The organism is Paraburkholderia fynbosensis (assembly GCF_902859935.1).
GTDB lineage: Bacteria > Pseudomonadota > Gammaproteobacteria > Burkholderiales > Burkholderiaceae > Paraburkholderia > Paraburkholderia fynbosensis.
Window position 1 is genome coordinate 35,849 of record NZ_CADIKI010000009.1, and the last position, 13,477, is coordinate 49,325.

At 67.2% G+C, this 13,477-nt stretch carries 13 protein-coding genes; 12 read left to right on the forward strand and 1 reads right to left on the reverse strand.

The window, feature by feature from the left end; translation table 11 throughout:
• The first annotated feature begins 358 nt into the window (after nucleotides 1-358).
• The 9 genes from HV770_RS16385 to HV770_RS16425 all read left to right on the forward strand — a co-directional run bounded on the left by HV770_RS16385 (nucleotide 359) and on the right by HV770_RS16425 (nucleotide 8,543).
• Complete coding sequence (locus tag HV770_RS16385) at nucleotides 359-757, forward strand: 4a-hydroxytetrahydrobiopterin dehydratase (RefSeq protein WP_121322225.1); 399 nt, start codon at nucleotides 359-361, stop codon at nucleotides 755-757.
• A gap of 354 nt (nucleotides 758-1,111) precedes the next feature.
• Complete coding sequence (locus HV770_RS16390; RefSeq protein ID WP_175161177.1) at nucleotides 1,112-2,137, forward strand: beta-ribofuranosylaminobenzene 5'-phosphate synthase family protein; 1,026 nt, start codon at nucleotides 1,112-1,114, stop codon at nucleotides 2,135-2,137.
• A 135-nt stretch (nucleotides 2,138-2,272) separates the two neighbouring features.
• Nucleotides 2,273-3,199, forward strand: a complete 927-nt coding sequence (locus HV770_RS16395) for an NAD(P)-dependent methylenetetrahydromethanopterin dehydrogenase (RefSeq protein WP_175161179.1) — start codon at nucleotides 2,273-2,275, stop codon at nucleotides 3,197-3,199.
• A 7-nt stretch (nucleotides 3,200-3,206) separates the two neighbouring features.
• Entirely contained in the window at nucleotides 3,207-4,430 is a 1,224-nt protein-coding gene (locus tag HV770_RS16400) for an ATP-grasp domain-containing protein (protein WP_175161181.1), read from the forward strand.
• Nucleotides 4,393-5,433, forward strand: coding sequence for a methenyltetrahydromethanopterin cyclohydrolase (gene mch / locus HV770_RS16405; RefSeq protein ID WP_425497433.1), 1,041 nt, complete (start codon nucleotides 4,393-4,395; stop codon nucleotides 5,431-5,433). Before HV770_RS16400 ends, mch begins: the two co-directional genes overlap by 38 nt.
• Nucleotides 5,430-6,482: an ATP-grasp domain-containing protein gene (locus tag HV770_RS16410; RefSeq protein ID WP_175161185.1), complete on the forward strand. Its 1,053-nt coding sequence runs from the start codon at nucleotides 5,430-5,432 to the stop codon at nucleotides 6,480-6,482. The genes mch and HV770_RS16410 overlap by 4 nt, the downstream gene beginning before the upstream one ends.
• Nucleotides 6,475-7,347, forward strand: coding sequence for a triphosphoribosyl-dephospho-CoA synthase (locus tag HV770_RS16415; protein WP_175161187.1), 873 nt, complete (start codon nucleotides 6,475-6,477; stop codon nucleotides 7,345-7,347). Before HV770_RS16410 ends, HV770_RS16415 begins: the two co-directional genes overlap by 8 nt.
• Nucleotides 7,348-7,500: 153 nt before the next feature.
• Complete coding sequence (fae, locus tag HV770_RS16420) at nucleotides 7,501-8,010, forward strand: formaldehyde-activating enzyme (RefSeq protein ID WP_175161188.1); 510 nt, start codon at nucleotides 7,501-7,503, stop codon at nucleotides 8,008-8,010.
• A 122-nt stretch (nucleotides 8,011-8,132) separates the two neighbouring features.
• Nucleotides 8,133-8,543: a hypothetical protein gene (locus tag HV770_RS16425; RefSeq protein ID WP_175161190.1), complete on the forward strand. Its 411-nt coding sequence runs from the start codon at nucleotides 8,133-8,135 to the stop codon at nucleotides 8,541-8,543.
• 78 nt (nucleotides 8,544-8,621) lie between these two features.
• Here the strand turns inward: HV770_RS16425 and HV770_RS16430 are convergent, their stop codons facing one another.
• Complete coding sequence (locus HV770_RS16430) at nucleotides 8,622-9,113, reverse strand: dihydroneopterin aldolase (protein ID WP_175161192.1); 492 nt, start codon at nucleotides 9,111-9,113, stop codon at nucleotides 8,622-8,624.
• A gap of 350 nt (nucleotides 9,114-9,463) precedes the next feature.
• Between HV770_RS16430 and HV770_RS16435 the strand changes: the two genes are divergently transcribed.
• The 3 genes from HV770_RS16435 to HV770_RS16445 are packed head-to-tail and all read left to right on the forward strand — an operon-like array spanning nucleotide 9,464 to nucleotide 13,469.
• Nucleotides 9,464-11,515: a sigma-54-dependent Fis family transcriptional regulator gene (locus HV770_RS16435; RefSeq protein ID WP_175161194.1), complete on the forward strand. Its 2,052-nt coding sequence runs from the start codon at nucleotides 9,464-9,466 to the stop codon at nucleotides 11,513-11,515.
• Complete coding sequence (locus HV770_RS16440) at nucleotides 11,512-12,108, forward strand: flavoprotein (RefSeq protein ID WP_175161196.1); 597 nt, start codon at nucleotides 11,512-11,514, stop codon at nucleotides 12,106-12,108. The genes HV770_RS16435 and HV770_RS16440 overlap by 4 nt, the downstream gene beginning before the upstream one ends.
• Nucleotides 12,087-13,469, forward strand: coding sequence for a DUF6513 domain-containing protein (locus tag HV770_RS16445; RefSeq protein WP_175161199.1), 1,383 nt, complete (start codon nucleotides 12,087-12,089; stop codon nucleotides 13,467-13,469). Before HV770_RS16440 ends, HV770_RS16445 begins: the two co-directional genes overlap by 22 nt.
• Nucleotides 13,470-13,477 lie beyond the last annotated feature (8 nt).

The following is a 13,477-nucleotide window of genomic DNA, read 5'->3' on the forward strand; positions in this document are numbered from 1 at the left end:
TGCGCGCTGTCCCGATTCGACGTCGAGCTTCGCGGCGCATTAACGGCTAACGCATATTCCATGCCGAGCGTGGTGCCGATGAACAGCCCATGGTTCACATGGGGATGGCGCGCGGCACGCGAGCCCGGCTGCGCGAGTCGCGCGTCGCGAGGCGGCCGTTGCCGGGCTATGATCGATGCCGCGCGATGCCACGCATGTGACACGGGTGAACCGATTGCGCCACGCGATGCGACACATTCTGTGTCACTCTGGTGATACGAAGCGTGTCCTTTGCGAGTCATGTACCCGTGCAAACTGGCCCGGCACTTGCAGCATTGCGTCATTCGGCGGGCGCTTCCCGCATCCGAGGAGAACAGTCATGGCAAAGACAGAGCAGGTCTATTCCGACGAGGAGATCCAGCAACGCCTCGTCGGTCCGCTGCAGCACTGGTATCTCGAGGATGGCTGGCTGCGGCGCAAGTACCGGACCGAAGGCTGGAAAGGCACGCTGATGGTGGTCAATACGGTGGGCCATCTCGCGGAGGCCGCCTGGCATCATCCGGATCTGACGGTGTCCTACGCATTCGTGACGGTGAAGCTCAAGACGCACAGCGCGAAGGGCATCACGGACAAGGATTTCGCGCTCGCCACGAAAATGGAGTCGGTGATCCAGTGGCAACCGGGGCTCGAGGACGGACCGCTCGAAGGCACGCCGTCCGACGATCAGCGCTTTCGCTATATCAAGTACGACGCGGCGAAGCCCGCACAAGGCGAGTAAGGGGTTTTCCCTGCCGCCCATTCCCGCTGACTGGATGAGCGCATCGCGGCGATCGCCTCAGCGCTATGACGCCAGATGAAACACCGCGTGACACAGTGCACCTTCAGCGTCACACAGCGTCCACCAGTACGCGGGACAACCCGGCAGGCGACGCGTTTCGCCGCGACCTGAAGCGGCTTTCCACGCGGCTTGATTGTCGCGTGAGACGGCTGCCTCCCGCGCCGGCAGCACGGCTGCGCGCCTGGTACGGCTTCTGCTTGAACTCGCCCGGCGTGCTGCCGCGATCTACCGCGCCGCATTCACGCGGCGCCCTTCGGCCAGACCCTGTTCAGCGCACCCACAAGGATACTTGCGATGCCGCTTCAGTTTCGCCGCCTTCCGCCTCACACCGCCATCACCATCGATGCGCCCGCGCGCCTGCATCTGGGTTTTCTCGACCCGAACGCGTCGCTCGGACGTGCGTTCGGCAGCCTCGGACTGATGATCGACGCGCGCGGCACACGGCTCGAAGCACGCCTTGCCGAGCGCGAGCAGATCGACGGCGCGGTGACCGAAGCGGACCGCGAGCGCATCGCGCTTTGCCTCGCGCGCTTGCAGGCCGCCTATGGACCGGCGACGGTCGCAATCGACGTCACGCATGCGCCGCGTGCGCACACCGGGCTCGGCTCCGGCACGCAGCTCGCGCTGGCCGTCGGCACGGCGTTCGTGCGCCTGCTCGGCCAGCCGGCGAGCACCGCCGAGATCGCCGCGTTGCTCGGGCGCGGCGCGCGCTCCGGCATCGGCATTCTCGGTTTCGATGCGGGCGGCTTGCTGCTGGACGGCGGACCGGCCGGCGATCTCCATCAGGGCGTGCCGCCGCTGCTCGCGCGCCAGCCGTTTCCGCACGAGTGGCGCGTGCTCCTCGTGAGCGACCACGCCCGCCAGGGTTTGCACGGGACCGAGGAACGCCGCGCCCTCGCCTCGCTCGCGCCGTTCCCGCAGGCGCTCGCCGCGCACCTGTGCCATCTGGTGCTGATGCGCATTCTGCCGGGCGCGGCCGAGCACGACTTCGTGCCGTTCGCCGAGGGCCTCACCGACATGCAGCAGACCATTGGCGAATACTTCGCCAGCGCGCAAGGCGGCGTGTTCGCGAGCCCCGATGTCGAGCGCGTGCTGCGCGCGGTCGCCGCCGAACGGACGGCGGGCATCGGCCAGACTTCGTGGGGTCCGACGGGCTTTGCGATTCTCCCGAGTGCGCTCGATGCCGACAGCGCGCTCGCCACCGCGCGCGAAGCGGTCCGCACGATGCCGCATATCGAATGCACGGTCGTCGCCGGACGGGACAGCGGTGCGGCCATTCGCAGCACCGACGCGCACGCGCAGCGGAGCGACGCCGCATGACGCGCCTCGGGCTCTGCGCCCGTGGCGAGCGCCCGCACGCGGCGGCGCACCATCGCCACCGCCGGCGCGCTGCCACGCGCCCTTCGCTTGCGCGGTCCAACGCGTTGCCACTGAAACCTGAACGAGCCTGCTGCCATGTCCGAAACGATTGAAAGGCCCTATATCCTGCACATGCTCACGGCTACGCCGCAGATGAGTCCGTTCGACGTCAACATGGCGGCCGACGCGGGCTACCAGGTCATCGTGCCGTACTGCAACGTCCTGCCGACCATGGTCGCGAACCTGACCCAGGACGCCATCTTTTCCCGTGGCCCGAAAGGCGTGTCGCGCACCGGCATCTTCATCGGCGGACGCGACGTGATGCAGGCCGCCGACATGCTCGACACCGCGCGCAAGGCGATGGTGCCGCCGTTCGAAGTTTCCGTGTTCGCCGATCCGAGCGGCTCGTACACGACGGCGGCCGCGGCCGTCGCCCTCGTCGAGCGGCATCTCGGCAAGCAGCACGGCATGGAGCTGGGCGGCAAGCGCATGCTGATTCTCGGCGGGACCGGCGCGGTCGGACGCGTCGCGGCGGCGATGGCCGCCTCGCGCGGCGCCGACGTGACGATCGCGAGCCACCACGATCGCGCCCGCGCGCTCGGCGTCTCGGCCGAAATCAACCAGCGCTTCGGCATCGTCACCAACGGCATCAGCGTCGCGACGCCGGACGAATTGCGCGGCGCGCTGGCCGACGCGGAGATCGTGCTCGCCACCGCCGTGGCGGGCGTCCAGGTAATCAGCAGCGACGACCTCGCGTTTGCCAAACGCCTGCTGATCGCCGCGGACGTCAACGCCGTGCCGCCGGAAGGCATTGCCGGCGTCAACGTGATGAACGACGGCAAGCCCATCGACGGCGTGCCCAGCGCGGGCGCGGTCGGCATCGGCGCGCTGGCGATCGGCAACGTCAAGTATCAGGTTGAACATCGGCTCTTCATGCGCATGCGCACCGGCGGTAAGCCAGTCTACCTCGGCTTTCCGCAAGCATTCGACGAAGCCCGCGAGGTCGCGGCCGGCCTCGGTTGAGCCCGCCGTGACGACGCCGCGTCAGCCGCTCGCCCAGGCGCCGTTCGTCGCGGTGGCGGGGCTGTCCGCGCGTCTGCTCGCCCAGTCCGCGGCGCTCGCGGGTCTGCGGGTCGCCGCGCTCGACATCTTCGGCGATCGCGATACGCGCGCGGCCGCCGAGGTGTGGTGCGATATCGGCGGCGGCGCGCTGACGATCGATCGCGAGCGGCTCTCGCATGCGCTCGGGCGCGTCGCGCGTCTGCCGCGTTTTCTCGGCTGGATCGGCGGCAGCGGCCTGGAGCCGCTGATCACGCAATTGTGCGATGCGCCCGGCTTGCCCCGCTTCATCGGCAACACTGCCGAAGGGAGCGCCGCCGTACGCGAGCCACGGCGTTTTTTCGCGCTGCTCGATGAGCTGCGTATTCCACATCCGGCTGTCTCGTTCGCGCGGCCCGCGACCGCCCAAGAAGGCTGGCTGTTCAAACTCGCCGACGGCTGCGGCGGGACGCACATCAAACCGGTGGCGGCGCTCGGCGCGCAGAGCGTGCCCGCGCAAGGGTATTTCCAGCGTATCGGTCGCGGCCGGTCGCTGTCGGCGCTCTTTATCGGCGCGCAAGGCCGCGCCCAACTGATCGGTTTCGCGGAGCAGCTCACCTGCGCCCTGGGCGAACTGGCGTTCGTCCATGCGGGATCGATCGGTCCGATCGATGTGCCGCCGCAGGTCGCCGCGCGCATGCAGTCCGCCCTCGACGCACTCTGTGCGCGAACCGGGCTGATCGGCCTCAACAGTTGCGACTTCCTGCTCGATGGCGACGCCTTCGAGCTGCTCGAAATCAACGCGCGGCCCTCCTCCACGATGACGCTTTACGAAACCGCGTCGCCCGATGCGTGGCCGCACGGACTGCTCCAATGCCATCTCGACGCGTGCCGTTTCGACCGGCTGCCGTCGAATGGCAGCGCAGCCCTGGCGCGCCAGCCGCGCTGGCGCACCGGCCAGCGCGTGCTGTTCGCGCCCGCGCCGTTCACCGTGTCAGCCGAATTCTCCGACGCCTGTCTGCGCGATCCTCAGTGCCGCGACGTGCCGATGCCCGGCACGCGCGTCGAACCCCGGCAGCCCGTCTGCACCCTGCTCGTGCGCGCGGCATCGGTGGACGCGGTGCGGCGCACGCTCGATGCGCAGCGCGCCCTCGTCCTGCAACGAATCGAAACCTGCGATGAGTCCGACCATGTCCGCCTCCCCTTCCTCGCCTGACACTTCACGGCCAGCCGCCGCACCCAGCGTCAACGCGCTGAGCGAGCGCCTCGTCGCCCGGCTGATCGACAATGCCGCCCGCCTTGGCGTCGTAATCAGCCATACAGCAGGCGGCACCGTGATCGTGGACGCCGGGGTCGACGCCCCCGGTAGCATCGACGCCGGCGTGCTGATCGCGCGCATTTGCATGGGCGGGCTCGGCCGCGTCACGGTGCGCTCGAACTTCGACGCGGCGCCGCTCTGGCCCACGATGATCGAAGCGCGCACGTCGTCACCGGTGCTGGCGTGCCTCGGCAGTCAGTACGCGGGATGGAGCCTCGCGGCCACCAAGGAACAGACCGGCGGCAAGAAGTTCTTTTCGCTCGGCTCCGGTCCCGCGCGCGCGCTGGCCGTCAAGGAGCCGCTGTTCGCCGAACTCGGCTATCGCGACCGCCATGAGCGCGGCGTGCTGGTACTCGAAGTCGATCGCATGCCGCCGCAGGTCATCATCGACAAGGTGCTGCATGATTGCGGCCTCGCGCCCGAGGGCCTCACGCTGATCGTCACGCCGACACACTCTGTCGCGGGGACGGTACAGGTGGTGGCGCGCGTGGTGGAAGTTGCGCTGCACAAGACGCACGTACTCGGCGTGCCGCTCGATGAAGTGGTGGAAGGCGCGGGCTCGGCCCCGTTGCCGCCGCCCGCGCCCGACGGCATCCAGGCGATGGGGCGCACCAACGACGCGATTCTCTACGGTGGCCGCGTCCATCTGACGGTCAGGCGAGATGACACCGCGCGGCGCCTCGCCGCGAGCTTGCCCGCCGCGAATTCGCGCGACTACGGACGGCCGTTCGCGGACATCTTCACGTCGTTCAACTTCGACTTCTACCAGATCGATCCGGCGCTGTTCGCGCCCGCCGAAGTATGGGTGAGCAGCCTCGAAAGCGGCGCGACCTATCACGGCGGGCGGCTCGAAAGCGCGTTGCTGCAGGACCAATGGGGCGGCGAGCCCGTCGCGCCATGACGCTCACGCGAGCCGGCGCCGCGCCGGACACCGACCGCGACGCGAAGTCCGACACCAGGCACGCGGGCGTGCGCATCGCGATCCTGACCGACGAAACCGGCTGGCACACCGGGCGGCTGAAAAAAGCGTTCCGCGCGCGCGGCGCCGAGGCGCGCTGCGTCGATCTCGCGGATTGCCGCATCGACACCACGTGGCAACCTCACGGGCTGGTGGTGCCGGGCTTCGGTCATACGCTGCCGGATGCGGTCTTCGTGCGCGGCATCGCCGGCGGCACCTTCGAGCAGGTGACGCTGCGGCTCGGCATCCTGCACGCGCTGCGCGAATCGGGCGTGCCGGTCTACAACGATGCGCGCGCGATCGAGCGCAGCGTCGACAAATCGATGACCAGCTTCCTGCTGCACCGTGCCGGCGTGCCGACGCCGGCGACGTGGGCGGTCGAATCCGTGGCCTTCGCGCAGCGCGTACTGATGCGCGAAGCGGCCGCCGGCCGCCAGGTCGTGCTCAAACCGTTGTTCGGCTCGCAGGGCCACGGCCTCAAACGGCTCGGCGCACGCCGTGGCGGGCTCGCGCCAATGCCGTCGCTCGCGCCTTACCGGCAGGTCGCTTATCTGCAGCGCTATGTCGCCGGCGGGCGGCCCGGGTTCGACTGGCGCGTGCTGGTGATCGGCGGGCGCGCGGTGGCGGCGATGCGGCGTGTCGGCGGCAAGGACTGGATACACAACTTCGCGCAAGGCGCGCTCTGCGAGCCGGCCGAACTCGATGCGCCGCTCGCGCAAACGGCCGTGCAGGCAGCCGCCGCGCTCGGCCTCGACTATGCCGGCGTGGATCTGATCCCCAATCCCGACGACGCCGCGCGTCCGCTCGTGCTCGAAGTGAACGGCGTGGCCGCGTGGCGCGGCCTGCAGTCGGTCACGCCGCTCGACCTCGCGGCGGCGCTCGCCGATGACCTGCTCGAGCGCAGGCTCGCCGCGCAGCGGCGTTTGCTCACGCAGGTCGACGAGTCGACCGATACACCGGCCGTCGCCACGCTGCCCGCACGTCATGCCTGAGACCGGCGCGCTCACACCGGACCAGGTTCGCGCGGCGTTCCTGCAAGCCTGCGCGCTCGACGTTGCCACGCCCAAACCCGGCAACGTCAGCGTGCCAAGCCCCGGTCACGGCATGAGCGCCGCACAGTTCCTCGCCAGCGCGGATGCCGCGGCGGACGCATTGCTCGCGCACGGCGCACCCGTCGGCCGGCGCATTCTCGATGCAGTCACGCGCACGCGCGATGCGGTCGGCTGCAACACGAACCTCGGCATCGTGCTGCTCGTCGCACCGCTCGCGGCGGCGCTGGAAGACTGTGCGCAAGCACCGTCGGCGCACGCGTGGCGCGCGGCGACCTCGCGCACGCTGGCGGCGCTCGACGTCGACGATGCGCGCCTCGCCTACCGCGCGATCGCCCTTGCCAATCCGGGCGGCCTCGGCGACGCACCCGAGCAATCGGTCCATGCGCCGCCGACGGTCGGCCTGCTCGACGCGATGCGGCTCGCCAGCGACCGCGACAGCATCGCCCGTCAATACGCGAACGGCTGTCAGGACATCTTCGAAACCGGTCTCGCCGCGTATCGCGACGCGCCGGCGGGCGCGCCCGAAGCGGCGATGCTCGGCGTGTTCCTCGCGTTTCTCGGCGGCTGGCCCGACTCACACATTGTGCGCAAGCACGGCATGGCGCTGGCGCAGAGTGTCACGCTTGCGGCACGCGCACATCACGTGCGCTGGCGGCAAACGGCGCTTCACGCATCAAGCGCGGACGCCGTCGCGCGGCTCGACGCATGGGATGCCGAGCTCAAGGCGCGCGCAATCAACCCCGGCACCAGTGCCGATCTCGCGGTCGCCACGCTGTTCGTCGCCGCTTGCCTCGAGCGTGGCTGACGAACAGGCATGACGCGATCCGGGCCGCGCACTGGCACGGAACATGTTAGTTAGTACCGCCGTGCATCAACACGCCGCCGTGCGATGCAGGAGCAGGACGATTGCAGGCGGCGGCCAATCAGCAGGTCCGTAACCACTCATCGGAGGAACAGAATGGCCAAGATCAACCGCGTCATGATCGGAGAGTCGCTAGTCGGCGACGGCAACGAGGTCGCGCACATCGACTTGCTGATCGGTCCGCGAGGTTCCGCTGCGGAAACCGCGTTCTGCCACGCGCTCACCAACAATAAGGATGGCTTCACATCGTTGCTCGCGGTCGTCGCCCCGAATCTGCTCACCAAGCCGAACACGATCCTCTTCAACAAGGTGACGATCAAAGGCGCGAAGCAGGCCGTCCAGATGTTCGGCCCTGCGCAGCACGCGGTTGCCCTCGCGGTCGCCGACAGTGTCGAGGACGGCACGATTCCGCCAGACGAGGCGGACGATCTGTTCCTGTGCGTCGGCGTGTTCATTCACTGGCAGGCGGAAGACGACAAGAAGATCCAGGAGTTCAACTATCAGGCGACGCGCGAGGCAATCAAACGCGCCGTCAACGGCGAACCGAACGCGGCGGAAGTCGTCGCGAAGAAAAGCACTGTCGCGCATCCGTTCGCACCGAACTGATCACGCGCGGCACGGGAGGAGACGCGGCGCTCGCAACGGGCCGCCTCCTCGCGCATCCCGCTGCACGGCTGAGCGCACCGATGTTCGACAAGCAGATTCAATGCTCCCGCAGAGGCATGACAATGACCATAAGATGTCGCGCGCTTTTCGCCTTCACCTGCCTAGCGCTGGCAGCACCGCTCAGCTGGGCGGAGGGCGACGCGCCAACCCGGCCCGCTCCGGCGGGCGGCTACAACTATCCGACTCAGGGCCGCGTGGAATACGTGCTGACCTGCATGGACGACAACGGCCACGATTTCGCGAACGTCTACAAATGCTCGTGCGTGATCGACAAGATGGCGGCCGCCCTTCCGTACGACGAATTCGTCGCCCAGTCGACCTTCTCGAAATACGCGACGCTCGGCGGTGAGGGCGGCTCGGAATTCCGCGTCGACCATGCGAAGTCGCAAACGAAGAAATTCCGCGCGCTGCAGACGACCGCGTATCAGGCGTGCGGGTTGGGTTCGCAGAAGACACCCACCGCCGCGAAGTAGTGACGCGATGCACCGCCAATGCGCTGCATGCATGTCGTGGATGGCGCCGCCGGTGCGGCGCCATCCACCTGCTCCGTTTCAGTTCGGCACCAGCCCTTCTCCTAGCGATGCATAACTGACGATGCCGGCACCGGTCGCGGCCAGTTGACCGCGTCGCCGTTCGATCTGCACACCCACCGCCGCCACGTCGTCGAATTTCGCCGGCTTCGCGAGCGACACCCGCACCCAGTGAGCGCCAAAATCCGCAATCAGTAATTGCGCGATATTTTCCGCGAGCGCTTCGAGCAAGCGGACCCGATGTGTCGCGAACAGATCGAGCAATGCGCTGCGTACGGCCGCATAGTTGACCGTGTCCTCGATCCGGTCCGTCGTGCATGCGCGAATCGCCGGCACGCCGATTGCGAGGTTCATGCGCACCGGCTGCGGGACATGCTGTTCGCTGCTGTCGATACCGATGACCGTCTGGCCTACGAAGTTTTCGATGAAGACGATGTCCATACGCTCGGGCAACGCGGCGGTGGCGGAGATGCCGGGAAAAGCGGCAAGGCGAACGGTATCGATACGATCCATGGTGTACTCCGCCGCGGCGCGGCTTCGGGTTAATACTGCATCAGGAACAGCGGCAACGGCGGCGGCACACTCTGTGCCGAAGCTGCCACAACGCCGTTGAATAGGCCCGTCAACAACGCAACGAATAGAGAAAAGCAAATATCGGGCACAGTCGGTGGTGTTAATGCGACTTCCTGTTGAACCAAACCGCCATCGGGCGTAGAGTTTTAAACAGCCGCCTTAGAGAGGCCGGCCGCGTAGGCGCATGCGAACGTACGAATTCGTGGCGTCAGGGGAATACAGGATTGATAAAGCGGCATTCGCGGCGTGCTCAATAGCAGGTCCGAAATGCCGCAACGGAGACAAACCCCATGTCGTTGCTCGCTGACAGCAATACGCACGTCCGAGAGGTGCTGAACGTCGTCAATCATCAGTTGACTACGCGCCCGACGAGCCAATCCGTCGCCCAATCGTGGGCGCGCTGCATCAACGAATTTCAGCTCGACCCCTCGCGTTTCATCACCCCGCCAGTCCTCACGCAGTACGAATTAAGCGCGCGCCGCGAAGCGCTCGGCGATCTGATCGCCTGCTCGAAACTCGAAATGACGACGCTCTATCAGCAATTGGCCGATCCCGAACTGGCGGTCGTGCTGGTCGATGCGGGCGGCGCGATCGTGCATCAGGTGTCGTCGGTGCCGTTTGCGGAGGCGGTCGCCGAAGACGGCTTCCGGGTCGGCGCCCTATGGAGCGAACGCGAAGCGGGCACCAACGGCATGGGCACCTGCCTGGCCGAGCGCGACTGCATCGCCGTGTGTCAGCACGAGCATTTTTATCCGCGCTATACCTCGCTCACCTGCTCCGCCGCGCCGATCTTCGACGACAGCGGCGAGATCGCGGGCGTACTCGACGTCACGAGCCGCTCGAAACTGCTGCAACAGCACTCGCTGGTGCTCGTCGGCATGTCGCGGCAGATGATCGAAAACCGTTTGCTGGACGCGCGTTACCGTCACGCGAACATGATTCACTTTCACAGCCGCCCGGAATTCGTCGGCACGCTGCACGGCGGCAAGCTCGCCGTCGGGGACGACAGTACGGTGCTCGCCGCGAATCGCAGCGCGCTGTTCCAGCTCGGCTTCCGCTCGCTCAGCGAACTGCGCGGGCGGCGTATCGAAGAAGCGTTCAACGCGTCGCTCGAAGACATGATCGCGCGCAGCATCCGCGGCTCGTTCCATCCGGTCACCGTGTATAGCGCGAACGCGACGAACCGCTTCTTTCTCGTTGCGCAGACCTCGCAGAACAACAGCGGGCGTGTCGCGCGCGTGCTCGGCAGCGAAGCGCCCGCCGCCGCTCGCAACAGTGCGCCCGGCAAGCGCCCGCCCGCGCCGAAGCTCGACGAGATCGCGCACCTGGAGTTCGGCGACCCGCGCATGGCATCGCAGATTCAACTGGCCGTGCGCGTGATCCAGCGCAAGATTCCGATCGTGCTCAGAGGCCAAACCGGCACCGGCAAGGAAGTGTTCGCGCAGGCGCTGCATAGCATCAGCCCGCATGCCGGCGGCCCGTTCGTGCCGGTCAACTGTGCGTCGTTGCCCGAGAACCTGATCGAGAGCGAACTGTTCGGCTATCGTGCCGGCGCGTTCACCGGCGCGCAGCGCGAAGGACGGCGCGGCAAGATCGTGCAGGCCAACGGCGGCACCCTCTTTCTCGACGAGATCGGCGACATGCCGCTCGTGTTGCAGGCTCGTCTGTTGCGCGTGATCGAGGAGCACGAGGTCACGCCGCTCGGCGCCGAGACCACCGTCAAGGTCAATTTCCAGCTGATCAGCGCGAGTCACCGCAATCTGCTCGAACTCGTGCATAGCGGACAATTCCGCGAGGATCTCTATTACCGGCTCAAGGGTGTCGAGCTGAATCTGCCGCCGCTGCGCGAGCGGCTCGACAAGCTGCCGCTGATCCACCATCTGCTCGCGAACGAGACCGACGATCCGCCGGAACTGAGCCCAGAAGCCGAACACGCTCTGCTGAGTTACGCGTGGCCGGGCAACATCCGGCAACTGCGCCATGTGCTGCAAATGGCGATCGCGCTGTCGGACGGCCAGCCGATCCGTTGCGAGGACCTGCCGCCCGAAATCACGCAGCGCGCGCCGGGCGGCGACATGCCGACGGCGCTCGGCCTCACCACCGCGGACATGGACGCGCATCTCACCGACGACGCGGACATTTCGGCGCTCAACGCGATCCAGTTGAACGAGCGCGAAACCGTGTTGTCATTGCTCGACGAGCATCGCTGGAACGTCAGCAATGTCGCGAAGGCGCTCGGCATCAGCCGCAACACGCTGTACCGGAAGATGCGCCGGCTGCACATCCGGCTGTCGCATGAAGGCTCGCCGTCCGACGGAATGCCGCTCGATCTCGACGCATGACCCCGACGCCCGCACGCGAGCTTGCCGACTTCAAGCCGGACGCGCGCTTCGCGTGGTGCGTGACCGGCTCCGGCCATCTGCTCGAAGAGTCCATCGCGCTCGCGCTGCAATTGCCGCGCGTGGACCTCTTCCTGTCCGCGGCGGCGGAGGAAGTGCTGCCGCTGTATGGTTGGCCGATCGATAAACTCCGCGAAAAATTCCGCGTGCTGCGCGACAACAGTGCGAGCGGCGTGCCGGTCGGGATGCTTTATCACGGCGTCTATCACACGGTCGTGATCGCGCCGGCCACCAGCAACACCGTCGCCAAATGCGCGTACGGCATCTCGGACACGTTGCCCACCAACATGTACGCGCAGGCCGGCAAGCAATGTATCCCGGGCATTGTCTTTGCATGCGACACGGAGCCGACCGTGATCACGGCGAGCCCCGACGAATGGGTCGAACTGCGGCCACGGACGATCGAACTCGACAACGTTGAGCGCCTGTCGCACTTCGAATACACGACGCTCGCCCGCTCGCTCGACGAACTCAAAGCGGCGCTCGATCAACGCCTGTCGACCCTCGATCTTGCATGGACCACATCCTCTTCCTGACCGGCCGGCTTGCCGAACCCAGTCTGCTGCGGGTGCTCGATAGCATGGCGCCGACGCCGTTCAGCTGGGAAGTCCGCGAACTTGGTCTGCAGGTCGCCGCTTTGATGACGGCCGACATGATCCAGCGCCGCGTGCCCGCCCCGCTCGCCGCGCAACGGGTGATCGTGCCCGGGCGCTGCCGCGGCGATCTCGATGCGCTCGCCCTTCACTATGGCGTGCCGTTCGAACGCGGTCCCGAGGAGGTCAAGGACCTGCCGCAATTTTTCGGCCGCAAGGCCAAGCCGTTCGATCTGAGCCGTTACGAGACCGAGATTTTCGCGGAGATCGTCGATGCGCCGCGGCTGGACCTCGACGGCATCGCGCGCCGCGCGCGCGAGTATGCCGCTCAGGGCGCCGACGTGATCGACATCGGCTGTCTGCCTGAAACGCCGTTTGCCCATCTCGAAGACGCGGTCCGGCGGCTGAAGGCCGAAGGCTACCGCGTGAGCGTCGATTCGATGCGCACCGACGAACTGCTGCGCGGCGGCCGCGCGGGCGCCGACTACCTGATGAGCCTGAACCTGGACACGCTCTGGATTGCCGACGAAGTGCCCTCGACGCCGATCCTCGTCGCTCGTGAGCCGGGCGACCCGGCCTCGCTCGACGCAGCGATCGAACAACTGTCCGCACGCGGCCGCGCCTTCTACGCCGATCCGATCCTCGACCCGATTCCGTTCGGGCTTGCCGTGTCGGTGGCGCGCTACGTGCGCTTGCGCGAACGCTATCCGGACATCGCGATCATGATGGGCATCGGCAACGTGACGGAGTTGACCGAAGCCGACACGAGCGGCATCAACGCGGTGCTGCTCGGCATGGCCGCCGAGTTGCGGATCGGCGCGGTACTCACTACGTCGGTGAGTCTGCATGCGCGGCGAGCGCTGCGCGAAGCCGATGTCGCGCGCCGCATGATGCATGCCGCGCGCGAGGCGCAAGTACTGCCGAAAGGCATCAACAGCGATCTCGCGACCGTCCATGCGAAACGGCCGTTTCCCTATAACGCCGACGAAATCGACGAATTGGCGCGTGGCGTGCGCGACCCGAATTTCCGCGTGCAGATCAGCGCCGACGGCATTCACGTCTACAACCGCGACGGCCATCTGCGCGCGGAAGACCCCTTCGCACTCTATCCGCAACTGAATCTCGACACCGACGGCGGCCACGCGTTCTATATGGGCGTGCAACTCGCGCGCGCGGAAATCGCGTGGCGGCTCGGCAAGCGTTTCGATCAGGACCAGCCGCTCGACTGGGGCTGCGCGGTCGATCGTCCCGACGAAGATCTGCTCGCCTGGCGCGCCCCCGGCGAGACGATGAAGAAAGGCTGACGTCCAGT